The organism is Gammaproteobacteria bacterium (assembly GCA_009838035.1).
Classification (GTDB): domain Bacteria; phylum Pseudomonadota; class Gammaproteobacteria; order Steroidobacterales; family Foliamicaceae; genus Foliamicus.
In genome coordinates this window covers 266,559-288,987 of record VXSK01000002.1, presented here as the reverse complement: position 1 = coordinate 288,987, position 22,429 = coordinate 266,559, and the positions used below count along the sequence as shown (strand labels likewise).

Below are 22,429 nucleotides of genomic sequence, written 5' to 3'. Positions count from 1 at the left end.
TAGTGATTCTCAATGGCAAGCGCACAACCTTCGCAAACGATTTCCTGCCGCGATCACGGGCTTGGCCGTTTGTCGATCGGCTTGGCTGCCGCGCTAATGCTGTGCGCGTTGCCGAGTGCTGCAGACGCCGAACCGATCACGCTTCGGCTGCATACCTTCAATTCTCCCAATGCCCTTTCCGTGCGTTCGTTTCTTGTTCCATGGGCCAGGGAACTCGAGGAGCGCTCCGGCGGGAAGGTGCGGGTTCAGGTGTTTCCGGCGATGCAGTTGGGCGGCAAGTTATCGGACCTCTATGGACAGGCTCGCGATGGCGTTGTGGACATCGTCTGGACCTCGCCGGGCTACTCGCCGGGACGATTTCCATTGACGGAGGTGTTCGAACTGCCGTTCGTATGCAGCGGCGCGGAAGCGACCAGCCAGGCCATGATGGAGTTCTATCGCAAATGGATGCAGGATGAGTACCCGGATACCGTTCCCCTGGTGTTTCATACCACCGCGCCCGCCCACATCCACACCACCAATCGGCCGATACGCAGGCTCGAGGACCTTTCGGGTGTGAAGATTCGAGTCCCTTCGCACGCCAGCGCCGCCACGATCGAGGCTCTGGGCGCCGTTCCGGTGGGCATGCCGGTTTCGGACGTTTATGAGGCGCTGTCGCGCGGGGTCGTGGGCGGCGTATGGGTAGCCTGGTCCATCATGCAGCCCTTCCGCCTCCATGAGGTGACTCGAAACCATACCGAGGCTTCCCTGGCTTGTGTGCTGTTCGTGATGGCCATGAACAAGGCCCGCTACGTGGGCTTGCCGGAGGAGATCAGGAACGCGATCGACGGATCCACCGGAATGGCGCTCGCCAAACGGCTGGGCCGGCTGTGGCAGGACGATGAAGAGCCGGGCCGCAATTTCGCCGTGCAACGCGGCCATGCGCTGTTTCCGCTCTCGGAATCGGAGCGCGAGCGTTGGATAACGGCCACCAGGCCGGTGATCGATGCCTGGTTGGATAGAGTGGGCGCCATGGGACACGACGGCGACGCCATGCTCGCGGATGCCAGGCGCCTGGTGGCGAAATACGGCAGTGAGCCCTGACGGCCGGGTCAAGCGGCTGGCGCGGGCACTCGCTCTGGCGGGAGGCCTGCTGCTGGTCGGGGTGATGGGGATGACGGTGGTCAGCGTCCTCGGACGCTATCTGTTCAATGCTCCCGTCCCCGGCGATTATGAAATCACCGAACTTGCGATCGGGATCGCGGTGTTTGCCTTTTTCCCGTACTGCCATATCACCAATGCCAATATCGTCGTGGAGTTGTTTACCGGGAAAACGCCTCCGCGATTCAGGGCGACGCTGGACGCGGTGCACAACGTCACGTTCGCGATTGTCGCGGGCCTGATCACCTGGCGCCTGTTCGTCGGCGCGATGCACAAGCTCGACGACGGCGAGACGACCGTGTTTCTGGGCATTCCGGTCCATTGGGCGTATTTCTCAGGCGTGCTTGGGGCGGGACTGCTGACCGTGGTCTGCGTTCTGCTGCTCTTTCGCCATCTGAAGACTTCGGCTAGATGACCAGCGTCGAGTTCGGCGCCCTGATGTTCGGCGTCTGCCTGCTGCTTATCGCGCTGAGGATGCCGGTCGCGATAGCCATGTTCGTGACCGGCGGCTTCGGTTTCGCCTCGCTCGCGGGCTGGTCGGCATTCCTCAATCTGCTCAATACCGTGCCTTTCGGGCGCGTGTCCAGCTATACGCTGTCGGTCCTGCCGCTGTTCCTGCTTATGGGCCAGTTCGCGACCCGGGCGGGGCTCGGCCGCCGGCTGTTCGACTCGGCACGCGCCTGGACGGGCCACTACCGGGGCGGGCTGGCGATGTCGACCATCGTCGGCAGCGCCGCCTTCGGCTCCGTCTGCGGCTCCTCGATCGCCACCGGCGCGACGATGGCCTCCGTGGCCTTGCCCGAGATGAAGCGCCACAACTATTCCGGCGGCCTGGCTACAGGCGCCCTGGCGGCCGGTGGAACGCTCGGCATCCTGATCCCCCCGTCGGTGATCCTGGTGATCTACGCGGTCATCACCGAACAGTCGATCGGCAAGCTGTTTCTGGCTGCAGTGGTACCGGGACTGATCGCGACGATTGGTTACACGATTGCGATCGCGGTCTACGTGCGGTTCAAGCCCGGTGCCGGCCCCGTGGTTGAAGCGCTGCCGATACGCGAACGCATCCGCAGCCTGGGCATGGTGTGGCCGGTAGCGCTCATCTTCATGTCGGTCGTCGGCGGCATCTATTTCGGCCTGTTCACGCCTACGGAGGGCGCCGCCATCGGCGCCGCGGCCACCGGCCTGGTAGCGCTCGCGTCGGGCCGGCTCAGTTGGGCGGCTTTCGCGTCGTGTCTGCTCGAAACGGCGAAGACCACCGCGATGATCTTCCTCATCCTGATATCGGCGCAGATACTGAACAGCTTTCTGGCGCTCTCGCAGGTCACGACCGAGCTGGCCGACGTATTGACGGGGTCCGGACTGTCGCCGGTCCTGATCCTGGTCGGCATCCTGCTGGCCTACCTGGTGCTTGGCTGCGTCATGGACAGTCTGGCCATGATCCTGCTGACGGTCCCGGTCTTCTTCCCGCTGCTGATCGGGCTGGACTTCGGCTATACGGAGGAGCAGATCGCCGTCTGGTTTGGAGTTCTGGCCCTATTCACGGTCGAGATTGGCCTGATTACTCCGCCCATCGGCCTCAACGTCTATGTGATCAACTCGCTGGACCGCGAAACACCGCTCGGGGAATCATTCCGGGGCGTCGTCCCGTGCCTGCTGAGCGGACTCGTCGTCCTCGCGCTCATCCTGTCCATTCCGGCCCTTTGCCTGTGGCTGCCGGGGCTTCTGTAGTGTTCCTTTGCGGCACGCCGTGGGGGCGGGCGATATGAACGAATTGACTCTGGCCGCGCGAGTGGATCGTCTGGGCACGGAAAGCGCATTCGACGTACTCATGCGCGCGAACCGGATGGCGAAGGAGGGTCGCGATGTCATCAACCTTGGAATAGGACAGCCTGACGCCAAACCGCCGGAGACGGCGATCGAGGCCGCGCGCAAGGCGCTGCGGGACGGCAGTCATGGCTATACCGATCCGCCGGGCCTGCCCGTTCTGCGGGAAGCGGTAGCGGCCGATCTGAACCGGCGGCTCGGCGTCGACGTCGCGTCCGACCGGGTCTTCATCACGCCCGGCGCAAAACCGGTCATGTTTTTTGCGATGCTCCTGTTCGGCGAGTCCGGGGCGGAAATCCTGTATCCGGACCCCGGGTTTCCGATCTATCGCTCGATGATCGATTTTTCCGGCGCCGCGGCGGTACCGTATCGGCTGAAAGAATCACGCGGTCTTTCTCTCGATCCGGAATCGGTGCTTTCACGGGTCACCGAGCGCACGCGACTCATCATTCTCAATTCACCCTCCAATCCAACCGGCGGCGTTACCGCCAGACAGGACATGGACCGCCTGGTCGAGGGGCTGATGGAGCATCCCCGGGTCGCGATTCTGTCCGACGAGATCTATGACCGGATCTACTTTGACGAACGCCGCCCACCCAGCCTTCTCGAATACCACGGGATTAGCGACCGGCTGATCGTGTTGAACGGTTGGAGCAAGACCTACGCGATGACGGGATGGCGCCTCGGATACTCGGTATGGCCACGGCAACTCACGGACAAGGTCTTGCGGCTTGCCATCAACTGTCATTCCTGTGTGAATACGGCTGCTCAGTTGGGCGGTCTTGCGGCGCTGGAGGGGCCACAGGACACCGTATCCGCAATGGTGTCGGAATTTGCGTCGCGGCGATCACGCGTGGTCGGTCGGCTGAAAGCGCTTTCTTCGTTCTCTTGCCAGACACCCGGCGGCGCGTTTTACGTTTTTCCGAATATCACGAATACGGGACTGTCGGGACGCGCCTTTCAGGACCGCCTCCTTGAGGAAGAAGGCGTTGCGCTGATCGACGGAACGAGTTTCGGCGTGGCCGGAGGGGGATTCGTCAGGATTTCATTCGCGCTTGATCAGCCCCGCATCGACGAAGGCATGGATCGCATCGCCCGGTTCGTCGCGAACCTGTAGCCGCGCCCGCGTCAGGCGAGCGCGCCATTCCGCACTATCGGAATGCTGCAACAGGCGGGATGTCGATCATTGTCTTCAGACCGGGCGGCGCACTGATGGCGCGGGGAACCACGTTCACTACCGCCGACGCGGTCGCCAGGTCGCCGTGCACGCCCCCCTTAATGACGACATCCAGGTCCGGCAGTCCCTTGATATAGACGGCGTCAAGAGGTCCTTCCGCCCCAATGTACGCGTTGAATTCGAGACGAATGATTTCGGCGCCGGCAATAAGACCGTTCGCCACCTGCCTCACGCCTGACACCTGTCCCGCGGCGACCGACAAGTCCTTGCTGCTCACTTCGCGATCGGCGACGACCGGCTCAATCGTCTCGACGACATCGTCCAGATGCAAGCCGAGGCCGGCCGCGATCATGGCCACCGATTCCGGCAGCCCTACGTGCCGTATACGCCCATCGGCGACGCGTTGCTGAAATTCATCGACGCCGAGCCCGGCGCCGATCTTCTTCTGAAACGGCAGGCGGCGATGAGCTGCGTCCTGCACCCGGATGCAGACCACCGATTTGACATCCTGCAGGATGCCGGTCATGAAGACCGGCCAGACATCCATAAGAAAGCCGGGGTTCACTCCATTGGCGAGTACCGTTGCATCGTGCTGCATGGCAAGGTCGTCGAGCTTCCGTGACAGTTTCGGGTGATGGAAAAAAGGATATGACATCTCCTCGCAGGTGGAAACGATGTCTACGCCGAAGTCCAGTATCTGCTCGAATTGAGGCATCACCTGTTCCAGCGACGACCCCGTAGCGTGCAAAACGATGTCGGGATTTGTTTGCTCAATCGTCCTCCGCGCATCGTCGGAGATCTTCATTCCGTTCAGATTTCGATCGTCCACGATCTCACCGATGTCATGGCCCGAAAAGGCCGGGTCTACAGCGCCGACGATTTCAATGCTGGATCTCGATGCCGCCAGCCTTGCGATGCTGCGGCCGATCGGTCCGCAGCCCAGCTGTACGGCCTTGATGCGTTCAATCATGGAGTGAGCTCTATTTGCATTGAGAACGTAAGAATGCCTGTTAGCGCTATGGTTAGCCAATTCCAAATGTTCGCCCGCGTATAGACGGCGGTATTGGCCGGCGCCGGCGGCTCGTAGAATTCCATGTCGCACGCGTGTTGCAATCGACCGACTTGACGCATGGAGTATCTGATGAGAACCGGATTTTATCGCGACCGGGCCGGGCTTGTTTCGCTGGCCGCTCTCGCGCTTTTCTCGCAAAAATTCGCATTGGCCGAGGACAAGGAAGGCCCCTACAACATCGCCAGGGACGCGTACATCGTTCGATACAACGACGTGTTCCTGCCGGTCGTATCGTCGGGCGCGATGGTCTCGACGCAAAGCGACTTCGCCACGCGGGTCGGCATCGATATCCTGAATCGGGAGGGTAACGCCATCGACGCTTCGGTGGCCGTGGGCTTCGCCCTGGCAGTAACGCTTCCCCGTGCGGGCAACATCGGCGGCGGTGGCTTTATGGTCGTGCACGATGCCGCGACCAACGAGTCCTACACCATCGACTACCGGGAGACGGCGCCCTCCGGGGTCACCGCCGGCGATTTCCTCGACGAGCAGGGCGAAAAGCTGGACAGCTCCCGATTCGAGTGGCCTGCCGTCGGCGTCCCCGGCACGGTGGCCGGCCTGCACAAAGCCTGGCAAAAGGGAGGCTCGCTGGCCTGGAGCGACTTGCTGGCCCCGGCCATCCGTCTTGCCGAGGAGGGTTTTACGGTCAATCACGACCTGGCGGAGTTGCTTGCCTCCAAGAAGGAGTGGTTGACGCAAAACCAGGCGACCGCAGACTCGCTGTACCAGGCTGGAGGCGAGCCTTACGCGGCCGGTGACGTCATGCGGCGGCCGGCGCTCGCCCGCACCCTGCGCCTGATCGCCGAGAAGGGACCGGACGTGTTCTATCGCGGTGAGGTCGCCGAGCAAATCGTCTCGGACATGGAACGCTTTGGGGGCCATATCGACCGGCGCGACCTGGCGGAATACGAAGCAATCGTCCGTCGCCCGATACGAGGCAATTATCGCGGCCATGAGATCGTCTCCATGCCGCCCCCGAGTTCGGGTGGCATCGCCATCGTGGAAGCGCTCAATATTCTGGAAAATTTTCCGCTGCAGGGTTGGGGCTACTCGGCGCAGTCCGTACACGTCATGGCCGAGGCCATGAGACTCACATTTGCGGACCGCGGCAACTACATGGCGGACCCCGCCTTTTTCGACGTGCCCGCAAGCGAGCTGACGGACAAGGCCTACGCGGCCAGGAGGGCCTCGCTCATTCGCCTGGACCGCGCCACGCCATCGGCGGTGATCGATGGTGGGCTGGCGCCCTTCGACGAAGGCTATTCGACAACGCACTATTCGATTGTTGACGCGAACGGTACTGCGGTGTCGAATACCTACACCCTGTCGTCCTCTTTCGGTGCGGGGCTGACGATATCGGACACCGGCATTCTCCTGAACAACCAGATTCATACGTTTTCCGTCAGGGCCGGCATCGAAGGCGCCGAAGGATTCATCGCAAGCCAGGCAAACAGGGTAGAGGAGGGCAAGCGGCCGGTCAGTTCACAATCCCCGACCATCGTAATGAAGGACGGCAAGGTGTTTCTTGTCGTGGGCAGCCCCGATGGGAGCCGCATCATCACGGCCGTCATCCAGATGATCGTGAACGTTATCGACTTCCGGATGAACGTAGCCGAAGCCACCAATCAGCGCCGAATTCATCATCAGTGGATTCCGGACATCCTGGAGGTCGAACCCGGGTTCAATCTGGATACGCTCTCGCTTCTCGAATCGCGTGGGCACAAGGTTGAACAGTCCTTCAACATGGGAAGCACCCAGTCCATTCAAGTAGGTGCTCACTACCTGTTCGGAGCATCCGATCCCCGCCGGCCGAACGCGCTTACATTGGGAACCGAGTGAGATGGCGCCAACCGGCCCTGACTCTTTTCGTGCTTCCTCGCCCTTCCTTCGCCTCCTCCTCGCTGGAGGCGCCATCCTGGCTCGATTCTCGCTGTCCTTGCTCCAACGCTCCCGCGAGGAGGAGGCGAAGGAAGGGCTTTGGCTGGCGTTACCTCGAGCGGGCGGGTTTTACTGAAATCGCCTGCTGAAGCTCAGGTAGACATATTGCGCGCGGTTGGTGTGCAATTCGCCTTCGAATCCGAACGACTCCGACGCAAGCGGGGGATCCTCGTCGAAAACATTGGTGATTCCGATACGGATAGCGCTTCCCGCCCCAAGCAGGTCGTAACGCGCCGCATGCACGTTTACGACGGTCATCGATTCGACCGTCATGAAGTCGCCATTCGCATTCGTTACCGATGGTTCGAACACGTCGCTTACGTAGGAAGCGAACGCTCCGGCTTCCCAAAGTGAATTGTTGCTGCTCCAGCGTGCACTGAATGTGGCCCGCCGCTCGGGGAAGAACTCCCGTCGAATCAGAGACCCGACAGTGGCCCCGAGCACGCTCGGGTTTGCGCCTGCTTCCACCAGCCGCGCCGCGTTTCCGCCGGCTTCCTGGTCAAAGTCCTTCAGTTCGGCCCAGTTCAGCCTGAAATCAAAGGCGCCGACTGGCGATTCCAGTCCCACAATGACCTGAACATCGTAGCCGTTCACCTTTCTGGTATTGAGGTTTTCGTAGCGACGCACAACTCTCAGGATTTCGCCGAGAGGATTGTCCGCGTCCGGCACATCGCGAAACACGGAAGGGTTAGAGCTGCCTTCGGCGCGCAGCACGGCGTCGAGACGGGACTCATTCTCGTCGGTGAACACGCCCACGGCGCCGGTCGATTCGATCTCCCACCAGTCCAAGGTCACTGTCAGGCCGTCCGTCGGCGTCAACACGATGCCGATACTCGTCTGCTCGCTCTCCTCCGGCCTCAACGCCGAGTTGCCCGAGGTTTCCAGAATGTAGTTGCCGTTGGCCGGGCCACGGTCAAGGTTGCCGGTGCCGAGCAGTATGCCCTCGGCAAAATCCTGTATCGAGGTCGTGATGGACGTTCCCGGCGAATTCAGCTGGATCAGGTTCGGCGCCCGAAAGCCCTCCGAGTAGGAGCCTCGCACCTTCATCCACTCAACCGGATTCCACGAGAGCGCGATCTTCGGGCGGGTTATGCTGCCGACGTCGCTGAAGTTCTCGTATCGAGCGGCTACCTGGGTTTCAACGATCGGCACTCCACTACTGTTCGCCAGGAGCGGAATCAGGAGTTCCGCGTACAAGGATGAAACGTCCCGGTCCGCAGCAACATCCGGCCGGACGCTGCTGCCCTCGAGGCTGCTGAGATTGGTCACCTCGCCGGGCCCGAGGCTCGGATTCAGCGGATCGATGTAGGGCATGGAGCCGTCGAAGATCGAACTGTTGTCCTCGTCGAGGTCCTCCTGCCGAAACTCGGCGCCCACCGCGATACCGACCTCACCGGCCCACAACGAAAACAGGTCCGGTCTGGAAGCCCGAAAGTCGATGGCCGTAAGCGTTGTCGTAACGTCCCGTGATGCGCTGACGAGGAAAGGGTCGATACTGGACTGCGGATTCGGGGTGGCGTCGATGGTGCTGGTCGTATCGTTCGGATTGACGCCGGTAAAAATGTTATAGGCGGCCGGGGTGTCCAGCATCATCTGCGCCTGAAAGAGCGGCGTGCTGATGCGATTGCTGGCGGTGTCGTCAACGCGCGCCTCGCTGTGCCAGACCGCGGTATCGATATCCCAGTCTCCAAGATTCCCCTGCAGACCCGCCAACATCCGATAGCTGGAGCTCTCCACCTCGACACGTCTGGGGCCCAGATCGACCGGCCGATGACCGACGAGCCGAAAGCCCAGGCCCTCCGCCGGGACGATGGACGTGTCCAGGCCGGGCAGACGGTTCGGGTTCGGACGGCCGTCGGCGAACGTCACCGGGCCAAAGGGGTTCCAGTAATAGTGCGCCGGCACGAAGAACCGCCCATTGCTCAGGATCGCCGCCTGCTCCCAGACGCGATTTACTTTCGATTGGTAGTAGCCCCCCTCGCCATAGAGTTCCCAACCGTTGTCCAGGTCGTGGTTCAGGCGGGCATAAAGATTGACTCGATCAACATCCGGCGTCAGCGATTTGACTTCATTGCGATTGGGACGCAAGGCACGGTCCTGGCCGCTCGAGTCGAGGCACAAGTCCTGTACGCCGTCGTTATAGACGAGGTCCGCGCCGGCAAGTCCCCGGCCACCGCAATCGGCTACTCCGAGCATGCCGCCGTTGTCCCTCAACATGTTCGCAGGCCGCACGTGGAACGAGCCCAGTCCCGTGAAACTCACAAGAGAATGGGGCTCCAGGCTGGAACGCCCGTCGAGACTCACGTCCGATCTGAACTCTTCCGGCGCTCGCGAGCGATTGTCCTGCGTGACCGAATACGATTTCTCCGAGGCCATCACGCCGGTGCTGGTCATGTAGCTTCCGGAAAGCAACAGGTGGGTATCGCCGCCGCCCAGTTCGAAGCCGATCGCGCCGTTTACCGACAAGTCGTCCCGACCGGTGCCGTTCTCGGCGCCGTAGCGAATCGACACCTCCGCGCCGTCGAACGTGTCGTCGAGGACGTAGTTGACGACACCCGCAACAGCGTCGGCGCCGTACAAAGAGCTCGCACCATCGCGAAGCACCTCCACCCGATTGAGACCCGCGATCGGCAGTGTGTTGGCGTTTGGCGATGCGACGGGCACGCCGAAAGCGGTACTGGTCTGCGTAATGGGGTGCAGGACCATCCGCCTGCCGTTAATCAGAACGAGCGTATTGCCTTCGCCGAGGCTTCTCAGATTGAACGATGCGACGTCACCCCGGGCCGCGTTGACGCCCGTGATGCCGCCCCGGACATGCGTCATGCCGACTGAGCCGAACTGCGGGATCGCTCTGAGAAGCTCATCGCCAATTTCGGCGCCGGTCGCCCGGATGTCTTCAAAGTCCATCACCGTTACCGGCAATAGCCCTCCCACATCGGCGCCCTCGATGTGCGTCCCGGTCACAACGATCTCTTCGAGGGCCGTATCGGTGGTTTCTTCCTCCTGCGCACTGGCCGTTTGGAGCGCCAAGGCCGTGAGGCCGAACATCAGCAGCGCCCCGATGAGACGGACTGCCTTTGTGGAGTGTTTCGATAACAAAAACAACATCGGTATTCCCCTGCGTTTCCAGCTTTCGAACGATTACGCACTCGGGCTCATTTGATGCGAAATCGCGCCACTCAAGTATCAACCCGAGGTATGGGGTTGGCAAATTCCAATCGAGCGTCAGGCTATAACCGCCGGTAATGCGCCAGACTGTTGCATTGTCGGGATGGGTTGGCTGGTCAAGACGAAGCGTCCGGCATTTGCAGACGCCGAATAGGCCGTGTATAACCTTCGGGAATCCACGCTCGATACCGGGTTGCCATGAGATTGCGCCACGCCGAAGTGTTTCACGCTGTCTACTCAAGCGGTTCCATAACGGCCGCCGCCAAGGTCCTCAATGTCACGCAGCCGTCCGTCAGCAAAGTACTGGCGCACGCTGAACAGGTTCTGGGATACGCACTGTTCGAGCGCGTTCGGGGCGCGCTGATACCCACGCCCGAAGCGCATCGCTTGTTCAAGAGCGTATCGACCGTGTACCAGAATATGGAGCAGCTTCGACGTCTGGCGCGAAACCTCCAGTCCTCCGACGAATCCCGGATTCGGGTCGCTGCCACGCCTGCGTTCGGCCTCCAGTTGCTTCCATCCACAATCGCTTCTTTCCTGCTCGCTCACGGGAAAACGGCGTTTGGAATTGAAACGCTGCACTATGAGGAGATGGCGCTGGCCCTGGAGGAACAGCGCATCGACATCGGTCTGGCGTTCGACCCGCCGTCGAAACCGGGCCTGGGGATCGATGAAATCGCAACTGCCGAGTTCGTGGTGCTGGCTCCGGTCCATTTGAAAATATCCGACAAAGCGGTCGTGAACATCCGGGACCTGGGCACTCTTCCATTCATCAAACTCAGCGGCAGGAGCCCTCTCGGGCAGGTGCTGACCAGGCGGCTGGAAGACCGCAGCGCGGAATTCAAGACAATCGTTACCTGCGATACCTACCATGTCGCCAAATCGCTGGTGGCCGAAGGAACCGGGATTACGATCATTGACGAGATCACGGCATTGTCGGCCGGCCATGACGATATCAAGATCTGGCGCCTGGCCCCCACGATTCAGTTTCCGATTTCGGTCATCCATGCAGACTCCCGGCCGCTGTCCATGATGGCCCGTCAGTTCGTCGAACACCTGCAGATCAGAACGCGGGAGTTCCTGGATCACTGAGGCCATGCGCCTCAGCCGCATGCGGTTCACACCATGCGCCTCCAGCTGAAGCCTTTCGTTCATCCCCCTCCTCGTGGGAGCGTTGGAGCAGGGACAGCGAGAATTGAGCCAGGATGGCGTCTCCTACGAGGAGGGGGATGAACGAAAGGCGGGAAAGCACGAAAGCGGAGGAAGCACGAATGGCACGCTATCTGCGGTCGTTTCTCTTCCTTAGGACCATGCCGGGCAGGATGCCCGTGTAATTTCCTTTATCGACGACGAGCCGGCCGTTGACGATGGAGTACACGAGCCCTTCCGACAACTCGTTCCAGGCTGCAAACGTAGCGACAGGAGCAAATGTCTCCGGATCGAACGCGACAATGTCGGCCACGTATCCGATCTCGATCCGCCCCCGGTCTGCGAGGCCGAAAGTTTCCGCGGTCAGTCCCGAACTGCGATAAAGGAAGTCCTCAAGCGAGAGAAGTTGCTCCCCTAACACGTAGTCCCTGTACTTCTTCGGAAAACTCGCGTACTTGCGTGGATGTCCGTCGGTCCCGTCGGATGAGGTCATGACCCATTCTTGCTGCATGAAGGCCTTGATGTCATCGGCATGCATGTTGAAAGACGCGACGCGCGTGGATCCTTCGGTCATGATGTCCACGGCTGTGTCGATCGGGTCCTCGCCGCGTGCGCCTGCTATCTCGGCCAGCGTCTTGCCTACGAAATCCGGATTGTCCGCTACTACGATCAGTAACGAATCCGGGCCACCCCGGCGGCGCAGGTTCTCCTGCATCTCCGGGCGGATTTTCGCCAGGATCCGGGGGTCCCGAAGTCGTTCGAAGTAATCGGCTCCGGCACCGGCCAGTACGGCCCGGGGGAGCAGTGTGTTGCGCAGGTGAGTGCCCGACGCCGACCATGGATACTGGTCCGCCGTGACCCGTTGCCCGGCTTTCCGCGCCTGCTCAATCCTTTCGATGACCCGGGCGCTTTCGCCCCAGACGTCGACGCCGAGAGCCTTGATGTGTGCGATGTTGACGGGAATCCGCGCTTCGCGCCCGATGCGAAGCGCCTCGTCGATCGCGGCAATCAATCCGATGTTGTAGGTGCTCTCGTCGCGCAGGTGAGTGTCGTAGATGCCGCCGTACTCGGCCGCTACCCGCGCCAGCGCGATGACTTCCTCCGTTTCTGCGAAGTAGCCCGGCACGTAATAGAGCCCCGTCGACAGGCCCAGCGCACCGCTTTCCATGGCCTTGGCGACGAGGCTCTTCATTTGCGCGAGTTCCTCTGCTGTCGGCGCCCGGTATGCGCCGCCCATCACGCTATTGCGAAGGCTGCCGTGGCCGACGTACAAGGCCGCATTGGTACCGATGCCGTTGGAATTCAGATGCTCGATCGTTTCCTCGAGCGACGCGGGGCCTTCGCCGTCGTTACCTGTGAAAACCGTCGTAACGCCTTGCATCAGGTAGTTCAGATTGCTGTTGGCCGTCGCGCTGCGCAGTTCGCTGAGCGCGTGGGTGTGCGGATCGATGAATCCCGGCGCCACAATGAGACCCGCTGCATAGAGGCGCTGCCGGGCATCTACCCCGTCTTCGTCCGCGTTCCCCAGGTAGTCGATTTTGCCGTTGCGAATGCCGACGTCGACCGACTCGAAGGCTCCTCCCGCGCCGCCTCGATAAACCGATCCGTTGAGGAGCAGAATGTCGAAGTTCGGCACGCCGCCAGGTGCGTCAGGGGATTCTCCGCAACCGCCGAGGGCCAGCAGAACGGAGAACAGAATCAGAGGCAAACGGCTCACCCTCTTTTCGCCCGGCGCCCGCCGGGATCGGGCCCGCGTCAGGCGAGCGCGGTTTCTAACAGGACGAGCAGCCGGCTCCAGGCGCGTTCGGCCTGCGCTTCGTTATAGACGGAAGAGTCCGGCGGGCACCAGCCGTGCAGCGCACCTTCATAGACTTCGATTTCAGCGGGAAGACCGGCGGCCGCGAAGGTCTCGCGCAGCACGTTCTTCGCTTCGGGATCGTTGTCGTCGTCGTTCTCGGCGACGGCGAACAGGTAGTGCGCGTTCATTTCCTCTACTAGCAGGTGCGGGCTGTCCGGCCCGTCGGTCACGAGCCCGCCGCCGTGGAACGATGCGCCGGCGCCGATGCGGTCGGAGCGCGCCCAGGCGGTTCGCATCGTCATCGGGCCGCCCATGCAGTAACCGGTGGTGCCCATCCTGCGGTCCGGATCCACGGCTGCCTGCGAGTCGAGGAAATCGACAAAGGCCCGGGCGTCGGTGACGTGGGTTTCGGCACTGAGCTGGCGATAGAGCGGGAAGACCGTGTCCCTTACCGACTCGTCCTGGAAGGTCGCGCCTTCGGGCACGACCGGTGCGCGCGCCGAGCGGTAGAAGGGATTGACCACGAGGACCGAGTAGCCCGACTCGGCTAGCCGCCGGCCCATCTGCCTGAACGCCGGGCGAAGGCCGAGAATGTCCGGCCACACGAGGACACCGGGATGGCGTCCGGACGCGGGATGCACGTAATAGCAGTCCGCGACGCCGTCGGGCGTGGTGACTTCTACATTCTGTTCGGTCACTTCCTGCGCATTGGCAGCCCGCGGCAACAGCATTGCGAGCCCGGCCCCGGCGGAAAGCTGGGTGAACCTGCGCCGGCTCAGCTCGTTCCTGTCGTTCAGATACTCGCGGGATTCCCTGAATGTTCGGTCATCGCACATGACTTCCTCCTCGTGGCCGTTTCGGGGCTAGCTCAGGTCGTTGATGATGTTCTCGATCAGCTCGGTGCGGGCCTTCAGACGGGCGGCCGCTTCGTCCTTCGAGGGCGAATAGGCTTCGATGTCGTTGCGGGAAAGCACGTTTTGTCCGGCAAGCAGGGCCTCGTGCGTGCCGAGCCGGTCGCGCAGCACGCAGATTTCCATCGCCAGCCGCCAGATGACGGCTACCAGCTGATCGGGGTTCAGGTCCTGGATCTGGCGCGGACGCGGCAGCTTGTGGGGCCGCGCGGCATCGTCGCCGGCGGCCGTCATCACGCCTTGACTCCGCCGAATATGAAGTATTCGCCCGAACCCAGGGGGTCGTATTCGGCGAAGACGTGCTGCGGGTCGAAGCCGCCGTCGATCAGCGCCTGGCGCATATCGGTGTCGGCATAGCCGGTCCAGAAGGGCTCTCCGTTATTGACGACCTGCCAGTGGTTGGTGACCTGCTTGGTCATGGACAGGCGGTCGGGCTGATAGGGCGTATCCCCGTTCAGGAAAATCCCGCCGGGCGCCAGCAGGCGATGGGCCTCCTCCATGATTCCGGGAAGGATGTCGTGCCAGGTCTCATGAAACATAATGTGCGACACGATCAGGTCAAACTGCCCGTCGGCGAAGCCGGTGTCGTTGGCATTGGCCTGCCGGTAGTTGATGGCCAGGCCCTTGTCTTCCGCCCATACGTGGGCAAAGCGGAGGAAAGGCGCGGACAGGTCCACGCCCCATACCTCCGCATTCGGGAATGCCTGTTTGTAGGCAACCGTGTGGACGCCGACTCCGCAGCCCATGTCGAGCACGGAACCGGGATCCGCATCGGGAAACCGGCGTCCGAGAGCGCCGAGGAGGAATTTACCCATCCCCGGGTCGCCGACTTCGTCGCCTTCCGACAGGCCCTTGGCGGCTCGATAGAGCTCGCCCGTGCCCATGTAGTCCATGCCCAGGCGCAGGCTGGTATCGCCCGATTGCCCGAAATAGCCACCCGGCTGGCGGTGGATTTCCACGCGGCGGATGGGATCCGGGGGGACGAATCCTTCCTCGATTTCGAGACGGCCGTGCAGTTCCCGGTTCGCCAGTTCCTCTCGCCGCGCTTCAAAGTCCGGAAGCAGCCGATCGCAGGTTTCGCCCACCGTCTCCCACATCAGGTCCTGGGAGGTAAACACCGAACTCCCCCAAAGCTGGTAGAGGTGATCGTCGCGAAACGCCTCGGTTCCCTCCGTGCGGTTCTCCGGTTCGCGTCCGCGTGCCTCGACGTAAGCGGGTTTTAGGTTGTCCTCGTAGTGACCTGCAAGGCGCGCTTCCAGCGGACCGTTCAGGTAGCCCTTCAACGCGCCGACGAATGCGTGCCTTGCCGCCTCGTCATGGGTGGGGCGGTAAACGTCCTTCAGTGTCGGTTTCTGCATGGTCCCGGTCCCCGGTCAATGTATGAATCCCCTATGCTGCAAGGCTATACAGAATCGGCGATCTTGGCAATTGGCGGAAACGATACGCTGTGACCAGGCGATTGAGACCCCTTCCTGGGGGGAATAGGGCACAATCCGCCCTCTGACAGCGATTCATTTGGGATTTTCCGAGGGAGAAACTTATGCAGTGCGTGCAGTTGACGGCGTCCGGCCTGGAGAACCTCGAGGTCGTTTCGGGCGCGGCGCCGGAGCCCGGGCCGGGCGAGGTTCGTGTGCGGATGCAGGCGGCTGCGATCAACTACCGGGATTTCATGATCTGCGCCGGCATCTACGGCGGCGGCAAGGAATACCCGCTGATTCCGCTGTCCGACGGGGCAGGGGTGGTGGAGTCGGTCGGCTCGGAAGTCATGGAGTTTGAGCCGGGCGACCGTGTCATGACGGTGTTCTGGCAGGACTGGGAGTCCCAGCCGGTGCGGCCCGGTGTGCGCACCCGCACCACCGGATGCGAGGCGCCGGGGGCGCTCACCGAATTGGGCGTGTTTCCGGAATCGGCATTGCTGGCCGTGCCCGACGAAATGACCATGGAAACGGCGGCATCGCTGGCCTGCGCGGGCGTTACGGCATGGACCGCGCTGCATTGCGGCGGCCCGGTGGGGCCGGGCTCCAAGGTGCTGATGCTGGGCACCGGCGGGGTTTCCATCTTTGCCCTGCAGATCGCAAAGGCCTTCGGTGCGACCGCGGTCATCACCTCTTCAAGCGACGAGAAGCTGGAGCGGGCCAGGGAATTGGGCGCGGATGAAACGATCAACTACAAGCAGACACCCGAATGGGGAGCGGAAGCCTTCCAGCGCGCCGGGGGCGGCGTGGACGTGGTGGTGGAGACCGGCGGCATGGGCACGTTGGGCCAGTCGCTGCAGGCCCTGGGACTTGGCGGCTCGATCGGGGTTCTGGGCGCGCTGGGCGGCGTGAGCGCCGAGTTGAGCGCCATGGCCCTGATCGGAAAGTGCGCCGGCATTCACGGGATTACGGTGGGCGCCCGCGACGACCACCGGGCGTTGAACGCACACCTGGTCAAGCACGGCATCTCCGCCGTGATCGACCGCGAGTATTCTCTGCCGGAAGGCCCGGAGGCCATCGGTTCGATCACCCGGGGCGAGCATTTCGGCAAACTGCTGGTGAGAATCGGCTAGAAGTCACGATGCTTGCGGCGCAGGGGCTGACTCTCTGGCGCGGGGAACGGCGCCTCTTCCACGAACTGTCCTTCAGCCTGGCGCCGGGTGCGCTGTTGCTGCTGAAGGGACCGAACGGTTCAGGCAAGACCTCGCTGTTGCGGTCCCTGGCCGGCCTGCTGCCGCTGGAATCGGGAACCGTCGAGCTGAACGGTGTCGCGTTCAGGAGCGATCCCGCGCGCTATCTGAGCAGCCTGGGATGGCTGGGTCACAAGGACGGCGTCAAGGGAGAGTTGAGCGTGCGCCGTAACCTGGCCTTTACGCTGAGGCTTGCTGGTTCGACGGGAAGGGAGGACCAACTGCTCGAAAAGGCAGGTTTGAGCGGTCTGGAGGAGCGGGCTGCTTCGCAACTGTCGTATGGCCAGCGCCGGCGATTGGCGCTGGCAGGTCTGATCGGGGCTGGGCCGCCGCTGTGGTTGCTGGACGAGCCGGACGCCAACCTGGATGCGCAGGGCAGGGAGTGGCTGCAGCAGGAACTCGGTTCGCATCTTGAGGGTGGCGGCTGTGCGGTGCTGGCTGGGCACCGTCTGGATTGGGATTTCCCGGGGCCGGTCGCGCAGTTGTTTCTTGGGGTCAGCAGATGAGCATCTGGCTGACCGTGCTGCAGCATGAGTTCTTGATCTACTTCAAGAAGTGGATACATATCATTATAAATATTACTTTTTTCCTTATCTCCACGTCTCTCTTTTCGATCGTCGCGGGACTGGAGCCGGAGCTGCTTGCGCAATGGGGCGCCGGCGTGATCTGGGTGGTGGCCTTTCTCTCGATGCTGCTCTCCATGCCGCTATTGTTCCAGCCGGACCGCGACGACGGGACGCTGGACCTGATGCTCCTGAGCGCGGTCGATCCGGCCTGGCTGGCGCTGGCCAAGGCGGGCGCCAACTGGTGCGTTTTCGGACTGCCGCTGGTTCTTCTTTCGCCGTTGCTGGCCGCCAGTTACGGCATGGAAGGAACGGCGCTGCTGGTCCTTCCGGCGACGCTGGCGCTGGGGACGCCGGCGCTGATTCTGCTGGCGACCGTGGCCGCCGCCCTGACCGCGGGACTGCGCCGCGGCGTGGGTCTGCTGGCGCTGCTGGTCCTGCCGCTGGCATTGCCGGTCCTGCTATTCGGCGTGCGCGGAACGGAGCTGGCGTTGGACGGACTGCCGGCAGGAGCGCCTCTGATGATGCTGGGGGCCTTTCTGCTGGTGGCCGTGGGGCTGTTGCCGTGGGCCGCGGGCGCTGCGCTCCGCGCGACGGCAAACTGAATTGGGGGGAGGGGGTCCCGCCTTCCACACCGGGAGCGAAGGCGTCCTGCCTACGTGGAGGACGGGACGCCCTCCCACCCACGCTACAGGCTAAAATAAAGGGCTGAACTTCGCCTGCTCCTGATCACGTCTGGCTGCCCAAGATGCGACTTCCCAACTGGCTGCACAAGCTGGCTTCGCCGCCCCATTTCTACCGGATCGCGGGGCGCATCGAGCCCTGGATGCTCTGCTCCGGGCTTGCGGCCATCGCGGTCGGCGCTTTCGGCGGATTGCTGCTTGCGCCGCCGGACTACCAGCAGGGCGATGCCTACCGCATCATCTACTTCCACGTTCCCGCCGCCTACCTGGCCATGCAGCTCTATGCGCTGATGGCAATCGGCTCGGCCATTGGACTCGTCTGGCGGATGAAGCTGGCCTACGCCATCTCCGCGGCCGCGGCGCCTGTGGGTCTGGCGTTTACCGGTCTTGCGCTGGCCACCGGCATGCTCTGGGGCAAGCCGATGTGGGGCGCCTACTGGAGCTGGGGCGACGCCCGGCTGACCTCGGTGCTGGTGATGTTCTTCCTCTACCTGGGCTACATGCTGCTGCACGCCTCGCTGGAAGAGCGTTCGACCGCGGACCGCGCGGCCGGCATTCTCGCGGTGGTGGGCGTCGTGAACCTGCCGATCATCAAGTTCTCGGTTGAATGGTGGAGCAGCCTGCACCAGGGCCCGACCATTTCCCGCCTGGCTGCGCCGGCAATCACCTGGGATATGCTTTGGCCCCTGCTGGTCATGATAGTGGGAGCGGTGCTGTTTTCCCTTGCGGTCACGCTGACCCGGGCACGGGCGGAAGTGCTGTTGCGCGAGCGCGGCGCCCGCTGGGTGCGCGACGTGGTGGCGGTGGGCGCATGAGCGAGTTTCTGGCCATGGGCGGCTACGCCGCGTTCGTCTGGCCCTGTGTGGGGCTGTCGTTTGCGATCCTGGCGGGGTTGATGCTGACCGCCCGCCGGCGCCTGCGCGGCGTTCACCGGCGCATCAGGCACCTGAATGTCGCACCGGAAGAGGGCGCCTGGGAGTTGCGCGCATGACGCCGCGCCGGCGCCGGATGGTGGCGATGACCGGCGGGCTCGTCTGCCTGGTGGCGGCGACGGCGCTGGTGCTGACCGCCTTCGAGCAGAACATGCTGTATTTCTACACGCCCACGCAGATCGCCGCGGGCGAGGCGCCGGAAGGGCGGCGCCTGCGGGTCGGCGGGCTGGTCGAACAGGGCAGCGTACGGCGCACGCCCGGTTCGCTGGAAGTGCGGTTCGACGTGACCGACCTCGATCAAACGATTACAGTGGCCTACGCCGGCGTACTGCCGGACCTGTTCCGTGAGGGGCAGGGCGTCGTGGCCCACGGCTTGGTAGGCGCGGACGGGCTGTTCGAGGCCGACGAGGTACTGGCGCGCCACGACGAGAACTACATGCCGCCGGAAGTCGCGGAAATGCTGGAAGAACGGGGCCACCCCCCGGATGCTTCCCTCCGCTGACGCCCCTGATACCAGGCACAAGAAGTAATGATTCCTGAAATCGGCCAGATCAGCCTGGCGCTTGCCTTGTGCCTGGCGGTTGCGCTGGTCGTATTCCCGCTGGCGGGGGCGCATACGGGCAATGTCCGCTGGATGGAAGTGGCCCGGCCCTGCGCCCTGGGGATGCTCGCGTTTGTCGCGCTGGCGTTCGCGATGCTGGCCGTCAGCTTCTTCCGCCACGACTTCAGCGTCATGTACGTGGCCCAGCACTCGAACCTGAAGCTGCCGGCCATGTACCGTTTCGCGGCCATCTGGGGCGCGCACGAAGGTTCGCTGGTTCTCTGGCAACTCATTCTGAGCAGTTGGACGGTGGCCGTGGCGCTGGCCAGCCGCACGCTCCCGCAGGTGCTCAGGGCGCGGGTACTCGGCGTGCTGGGGCTGGTGAGCATCGGCTTTCTGCTGTTCATCCTGCTCACCTCCAACCCTTTCCTGAGGCTCTTTCCGGCGGCGGTGGACGGCGCCGACCTCAACCCGCTGCTGCAGGACCCGGCCATGGCGATTCACCCGCCCTTGCTCTACATGGGCTACGTGGGGATGGCCGTGCCCTTCGCCTTCGCGATCGCGGCACTGCTGAGCGGGCGGCTGGACCGCCGCTGGGCGCGCTGGACCCGTCCGTGGACCACCGCGGCCTGGATGTTTCTCACGGTGGGTATCGCACTGGGTAGCTGGTGGGCCTACTATGAGCTGGGCTGGGGTGGATGGTGGTTCTGGGACCCGGTGGAGAACGCTTCGTTCATGCCCTGGCTGGCGGGCACCGCGCTGATTCACACGCTGGCCGTGACGGAGCGACGCGGGCTTTTCGGCAACACGACGCTGCTGCTGGCGATTGCCGCCTTCGGTTTGAGCCTGCTGGGCACCTTCCTGGTCCGCTCGGGCGTGCTGGTGTCGGTGCATGCCTTCGCCAGCGACCCCGCGCGCGGGCTGTTCATCCTGGTGTTCCTGGCGGTCGTGATGGGGGGCGCGCTGCTGCTGTACGCGCTCCGGAACGCGGCCACCAACCCCCAGACGGGATTCAAGCTGGTGTCGCGTGAGTCTGCGCTGCTGGTCAACACGATCCTGCTGAGCGCGGCCACCGTGCTTGTTTTATTCGGCACGCTCTATCCGCTCGCGCTGGACGCATTGGACATGGGCAAGATCTCGGTGGGCCCGCCGTATTTCAACCTGGTCTTCATTCTTCCCATGCTGCCGCTGCTGCTGGTCGTGGGCGCCGGCATGCACGCTTCCTGGAAGGCCACCGATACCGCCGCCTGGGGACGAAAGCTCAGGGCGCCGGCCGCGGTAGCCGTCCTTGCCGGAATCGTCCTGAGCGTTGCGGCTTACGGGTTTGCGGGACTCCTGACCGGCATCGGGATCCTGATCGCCGTATGGGTGATTGCGTCTGCACTGCGTGACCCTATGGCCTGGCTGCTCCGGCGCGGCCCGAAACCGAGTCGTTCGTCCTGGGGCATGCAGGTGGCGCACTGCGGACTGGGCGTAACCACATTGGGCATCGTCGTGGTTTCCGCCTGGGGCGTGGAAACCGACCGTAGTCTTGAGCTGGGCGAAAGCCTGGAAGTGTCCGGATATGAATTTCAGCTCGATCGCATAGAAGACGTCCAGGGCCCGAATTACCAGGCCGCGCAGGGCGTTGTGAATGTTTCGCGCGACGGCCGACCGGTGACGACGCTCTATCCGCAAAAGCGTGTATACGAAGTGCAGCAGAGTCCGATGACCGAGGCCGGAATAGATGCCGGATGGCGGCACGACCTGTTCGTGGCGCTGGGCGAACCGCTGGGCGAGGAGGCCTGGAGCGTGCGGGTGCAGGTCAAGCCGCTGGTGCGCTTCATCTGGCTGGGTGCGCTGATCATGGGCCTGGGCGGTCTGCTGGCGCTCTCGGACCGACGCTATCGAGTGGCTGCGCCGAAAGAGGATGAATCGTGAGCGGTCGCAGGCGCATTCGCTGGGTCCTGCTGCTGCCGTGCGCAGTGCTGCTGGTGATGGTGTACTTTTTCGGCGTCAGCCTGGGGCGCGACCCCAGCCTGGTGCCGTCGCCGCTTGTCGGCCGTCCGGCGCCGGAATTCTCTCTGCCGGAGCTGCTGGACCCCAACATTGTATTTTCCTTGCAGGACGTCGAGGAGGGGCCGTGGATGCTCAACGTCTGGGCAAGCTGGTGCTCGGGCTGCATCGTTGAACATGAGTTCCTGATGGCGCTGGGCCGCGCCGGCGCCCCGCTCTACGGGCTCAACTGGAAGGACGGGCACGCCGACGCCATGGAATGGTTGCAACTCAGGGGCAATCCCTACCGGGCTATCGGCGTCGATGTGGACGGGCGCTCCGGTATCGACTGGGGCGTTTACGGGGCGCCGGAAACCTTCCTGATCGACGCCGACGGCATCGTGCGGTATCGGCATGTGGGGCCGCTGGACGGCGCCGTATTCGCGGACGTGTTCCTACCGGTCCTCGAGGGTCAATCGCAATGAAAAGCCTGGCTACAGTTCTGCTGGTGCTGATGGCGGCAAGCGCCGCCGCCGTGGACACGGAAGCGCCGCTGCCGACTGCCGAGCAGCAGAGCCTCTACCGCAAGCTTCTGGAGGAAGTGCGCTGCATGGTTTGCCAGAACCAGAACCTGCGCGATTCCGACGCGCCACTGGCCAGGGACATGCGCCGCGAGTTGCGCCGCATGGTGGAGGGCGGCGCAAGCGAGGACGATGTCAAGCAGTTCCTGCTCGATCGCTATGGCGACTTCGCCCTTTACCGACCGCGGCTTGCGCCCAATACGCTGCTACTCTGGGCTGGACCCGGCGTGATCCTGGTCATCGCGCTGGGCGCGATTGCGCTGGTCATCCGGCGCCGCATGCAGATGCCGATACCCGACGAGGACTAGGGCCCGGG

Annotated in this window: 21 protein-coding genes; 15 read left to right on the top strand and 6 right to left on the bottom strand. The window is 63.2% G+C overall.

Annotated features, from left to right (window positions below; genetic code table 11):
• Positions 1-12 precede the first annotated feature (12 nt).
• Genes F4Y72_01310 through F4Y72_01295 form a run of 4 tightly spaced genes read left to right on the top strand, consistent with a single transcriptional unit; the run spans position 13 to position 4,081 of the window.
• Positions 13-1,083, top strand: coding sequence for a TRAP transporter substrate-binding protein (locus F4Y72_01310; protein MXZ26927.1), 1,071 nt, complete (start codon positions 13-15; stop codon positions 1,081-1,083).
• On the top strand, positions 986-1,555 hold the full coding sequence (locus tag F4Y72_01305; GenBank protein ID MXZ26926.1) for a TRAP transporter small permease: 570 nt from the start codon (positions 986-988) through the stop codon (positions 1,553-1,555). Before F4Y72_01310 ends, F4Y72_01305 begins: the two co-directional genes overlap by 98 nt.
• Positions 1,552-2,868, top strand: coding sequence for a TRAP transporter large permease (locus F4Y72_01300; GenBank protein ID MXZ26925.1), 1,317 nt, complete (start codon positions 1,552-1,554; stop codon positions 2,866-2,868). Before F4Y72_01305 ends, F4Y72_01300 begins: the two co-directional genes overlap by 4 nt.
• 34 nt (positions 2,869-2,902) lie before the next feature.
• The gene (locus tag F4Y72_01295; GenBank protein ID MXZ26924.1) at positions 2,903-4,081 is read left to right on the top strand and encodes a pyridoxal phosphate-dependent aminotransferase; all 1,179 of its coding nucleotides are present in this window, start codon (positions 2,903-2,905) and stop codon (positions 4,079-4,081) included.
• A 34-nt stretch (positions 4,082-4,115) separates the two neighbouring features.
• Here F4Y72_01295 and F4Y72_01290 read toward each other — a convergent pair whose 3' ends face one another.
• A complete protein-coding gene (locus F4Y72_01290; protein MXZ26923.1) occupies positions 4,116-5,111 on the bottom strand; it encodes a dihydrodipicolinate reductase in 996 nt (331 codons plus the stop codon).
• A 171-nt stretch (positions 5,112-5,282) separates the two neighbouring features.
• Here F4Y72_01290 and ggt point away from each other — a divergent pair, with 171 nt between their 5' ends.
• Entirely contained in the window at positions 5,283-7,049 is a 1,767-nt protein-coding gene (ggt, locus tag F4Y72_01285) for a gamma-glutamyltransferase (GenBank protein MXZ26922.1), read from the top strand.
• 168 nt (positions 7,050-7,217) lie between these two features.
• On the opposite strand, the gene F4Y72_01280 is transcribed toward ggt, so the two are convergent.
• On the bottom strand, positions 7,218-10,196 hold the full coding sequence (locus tag F4Y72_01280) for a TonB-dependent receptor (GenBank protein ID MXZ26921.1): 2,979 nt from the start codon (positions 10,194-10,196) through the stop codon (positions 7,218-7,220).
• A 318-nt stretch (positions 10,197-10,514) separates the two neighbouring features.
• On the opposite strand from F4Y72_01280, the gene F4Y72_01275 reads away from it, so the two are divergent.
• On the top strand, positions 10,515-11,408 hold the full coding sequence (locus F4Y72_01275; protein MXZ26920.1) for a LysR family transcriptional regulator: 894 nt from the start codon (positions 10,515-10,517) through the stop codon (positions 11,406-11,408).
• Between the two features lie 187 nt (positions 11,409-11,595).
• On the opposite strand, the gene F4Y72_01270 is transcribed toward F4Y72_01275, so the two are convergent.
• From F4Y72_01270 to F4Y72_01255, 4 genes are read right to left on the bottom strand one after another with little or no spacing between them, the layout of a single operon-like run.
• Positions 11,596-13,263: an amidohydrolase family protein gene (locus F4Y72_01270; protein ID MXZ26919.1), complete on the bottom strand. Its 1,668-nt coding sequence runs from the start codon at positions 13,261-13,263 to the stop codon at positions 11,596-11,598.
• Complete coding sequence (locus F4Y72_01265) at positions 13,221-14,099, bottom strand: dienelactone hydrolase family protein (GenBank protein ID MXZ26918.1); 879 nt, start codon at positions 14,097-14,099, stop codon at positions 13,221-13,223. Before F4Y72_01265 ends, F4Y72_01270 begins: the two co-directional genes overlap by 43 nt.
• Before the next feature lie 27 nt (positions 14,100-14,126).
• Complete coding sequence (locus F4Y72_01260) at positions 14,127-14,411, bottom strand: hypothetical protein (GenBank protein MXZ26917.1); 285 nt, start codon at positions 14,409-14,411, stop codon at positions 14,127-14,129.
• Positions 14,408-15,532: a class I SAM-dependent methyltransferase gene (locus F4Y72_01255; GenBank protein MXZ26916.1), complete on the bottom strand. Its 1,125-nt coding sequence runs from the start codon at positions 15,530-15,532 to the stop codon at positions 14,408-14,410. The genes F4Y72_01260 and F4Y72_01255 overlap by 4 nt, the downstream gene beginning before the upstream one ends.
• A gap of 182 nt (positions 15,533-15,714) precedes the next feature.
• Between F4Y72_01255 and F4Y72_01250 the strand changes: the two genes are divergently transcribed.
• From F4Y72_01250 to F4Y72_01210, 9 genes are all read left to right on the top strand, one after another.
• A complete protein-coding gene (locus F4Y72_01250) occupies positions 15,715-16,722 on the top strand; it encodes an NAD(P)-dependent alcohol dehydrogenase (protein MXZ26915.1) in 1,008 nt (335 codons plus the stop codon).
• An 8-nt stretch (positions 16,723-16,730) separates the two neighbouring features.
• The gene (gene ccmA / locus F4Y72_01245) at positions 16,731-17,345 is read left to right on the top strand and encodes a heme ABC exporter ATP-binding protein CcmA (GenBank protein MXZ26914.1); all 615 of its coding nucleotides are present in this window, start codon (positions 16,731-16,733) and stop codon (positions 17,343-17,345) included.
• Entirely contained in the window at positions 17,342-18,007 is a 666-nt protein-coding gene (locus F4Y72_01240) for a heme exporter protein CcmB (protein ID MXZ26913.1), read from the top strand. The genes ccmA and F4Y72_01240 overlap by 4 nt, the downstream gene beginning before the upstream one ends.
• Positions 18,008-18,150: 143 nt before the next feature.
• On the top strand, positions 18,151-18,900 hold the full coding sequence (locus tag F4Y72_01235; protein MXZ26912.1) for a heme ABC transporter permease: 750 nt from the start codon (positions 18,151-18,153) through the stop codon (positions 18,898-18,900).
• Positions 18,897-19,076 carry a heme exporter protein CcmD gene (gene ccmD / locus F4Y72_01230; protein MXZ26911.1) on the top strand — a complete coding sequence of 60 codons (180 nt, stop codon included), beginning with the start codon at positions 18,897-18,899 and terminating at the stop codon, positions 19,074-19,076. Before F4Y72_01235 ends, ccmD begins: the two co-directional genes overlap by 4 nt.
• Complete coding sequence (gene ccmE, locus F4Y72_01225) at positions 19,073-19,519, top strand: cytochrome c maturation protein CcmE (GenBank protein ID MXZ26910.1); 447 nt, start codon at positions 19,073-19,075, stop codon at positions 19,517-19,519. The genes ccmD and ccmE overlap by 4 nt, the downstream gene beginning before the upstream one ends.
• Before the next feature lie 27 nt (positions 19,520-19,546).
• Positions 19,547-21,478: a heme lyase CcmF/NrfE family subunit gene (locus F4Y72_01220; GenBank protein MXZ26909.1), complete on the top strand. Its 1,932-nt coding sequence runs from the start codon at positions 19,547-19,549 to the stop codon at positions 21,476-21,478.
• 56 nt (positions 21,479-21,534) lie between these two features.
• Positions 21,535-22,017 (top strand): DsbE family thiol:disulfide interchange protein, encoded by a 483-nt coding sequence (locus F4Y72_01215; protein ID MXZ26908.1) that lies wholly within the window; start codon positions 21,535-21,537, stop codon positions 22,015-22,017.
• A complete protein-coding gene (locus F4Y72_01210; GenBank protein MXZ26907.1) occupies positions 22,014-22,421 on the top strand; it encodes a cytochrome c-type biogenesis protein CcmH in 408 nt (135 codons plus the stop codon). Before F4Y72_01215 ends, F4Y72_01210 begins: the two co-directional genes overlap by 4 nt.
• Positions 22,422-22,429: the final 8 nt, after the last annotated feature.

Coding starts and splice junctions, on each gene's coding strand:
- F4Y72_01310 (MXZ26927.1), top strand. CDS start 13: ATGGCAAGCGCACAACCTTCGCAAACGATTTCCTGCCGCGATCACGGG.
- F4Y72_01220 (MXZ26909.1), top strand. CDS start 19,547: ATGATTCCTGAAATCGGCCAGATCAGCCTGGCGCTTGCCTTGTGCCTG.
- F4Y72_01300 (MXZ26925.1), top strand. CDS start 1,552: ATGACCAGCGTCGAGTTCGGCGCCCTGATGTTCGGCGTCTGCCTGCTG.
- ccmD (MXZ26911.1), top strand. CDS start 18,897: ATGAGCGAGTTTCTGGCCATGGGCGGCTACGCCGCGTTCGTCTGGCCC.
- F4Y72_01240 (MXZ26913.1), top strand. CDS start 17,342: ATGAGCATCTGGCTGACCGTGCTGCAGCATGAGTTCTTGATCTACTTC.
- ccmA (MXZ26914.1), top strand. CDS start 16,731: ATGCTTGCGGCGCAGGGGCTGACTCTCTGGCGCGGGGAACGGCGCCTC.
- F4Y72_01275 (MXZ26920.1), top strand. CDS start 10,515: ATGAGATTGCGCCACGCCGAAGTGTTTCACGCTGTCTACTCAAGCGGT.
- F4Y72_01280 (MXZ26921.1), bottom strand. CDS start 10,196: ATGTTCGGCCTCACGGCCTTGGCGCTCCAAACGGCCAGTGCGCAGGAG.
- F4Y72_01295 (MXZ26924.1), top strand. CDS start 2,903: ATGAACGAATTGACTCTGGCCGCGCGAGTGGATCGTCTGGGCACGGAA.
- F4Y72_01250 (MXZ26915.1), top strand. CDS start 15,715: ATGCAGTGCGTGCAGTTGACGGCGTCCGGCCTGGAGAACCTCGAGGTC.
- F4Y72_01255 (MXZ26916.1), bottom strand. CDS start 15,532: ATGCAGAAACCGACACTGAAGGACGTTTACCGCCCCACCCATGACGAG.
- F4Y72_01210 (MXZ26907.1), top strand. CDS start 22,014: ATGAAAAGCCTGGCTACAGTTCTGCTGGTGCTGATGGCGGCAAGCGCC.
- F4Y72_01265 (MXZ26918.1), bottom strand. CDS start 14,099: ATGTGCGATGACCGAACATTCAGGGAATCCCGCGAGTATCTGAACGAC.
- ccmE (MXZ26910.1), top strand. CDS start 19,073: ATGACGCCGCGCCGGCGCCGGATGGTGGCGATGACCGGCGGGCTCGTC.
- F4Y72_01235 (MXZ26912.1), top strand. CDS start 18,151: ATGCGACTTCCCAACTGGCTGCACAAGCTGGCTTCGCCGCCCCATTTC.
- F4Y72_01305 (MXZ26926.1), top strand. CDS start 986: ATGCCTGGTTGGATAGAGTGGGCGCCATGGGACACGACGGCGACGCCA.
- F4Y72_01290 (MXZ26923.1), bottom strand. CDS start 5,111: ATGATTGAACGCATCAAGGCCGTACAGCTGGGCTGCGGACCGATCGGC.
- F4Y72_01215 (MXZ26908.1), top strand. CDS start 21,535: ATGGTGTACTTTTTCGGCGTCAGCCTGGGGCGCGACCCCAGCCTGGTG.
- ggt (MXZ26922.1), top strand. CDS start 5,283: ATGAGAACCGGATTTTATCGCGACCGGGCCGGGCTTGTTTCGCTGGCC.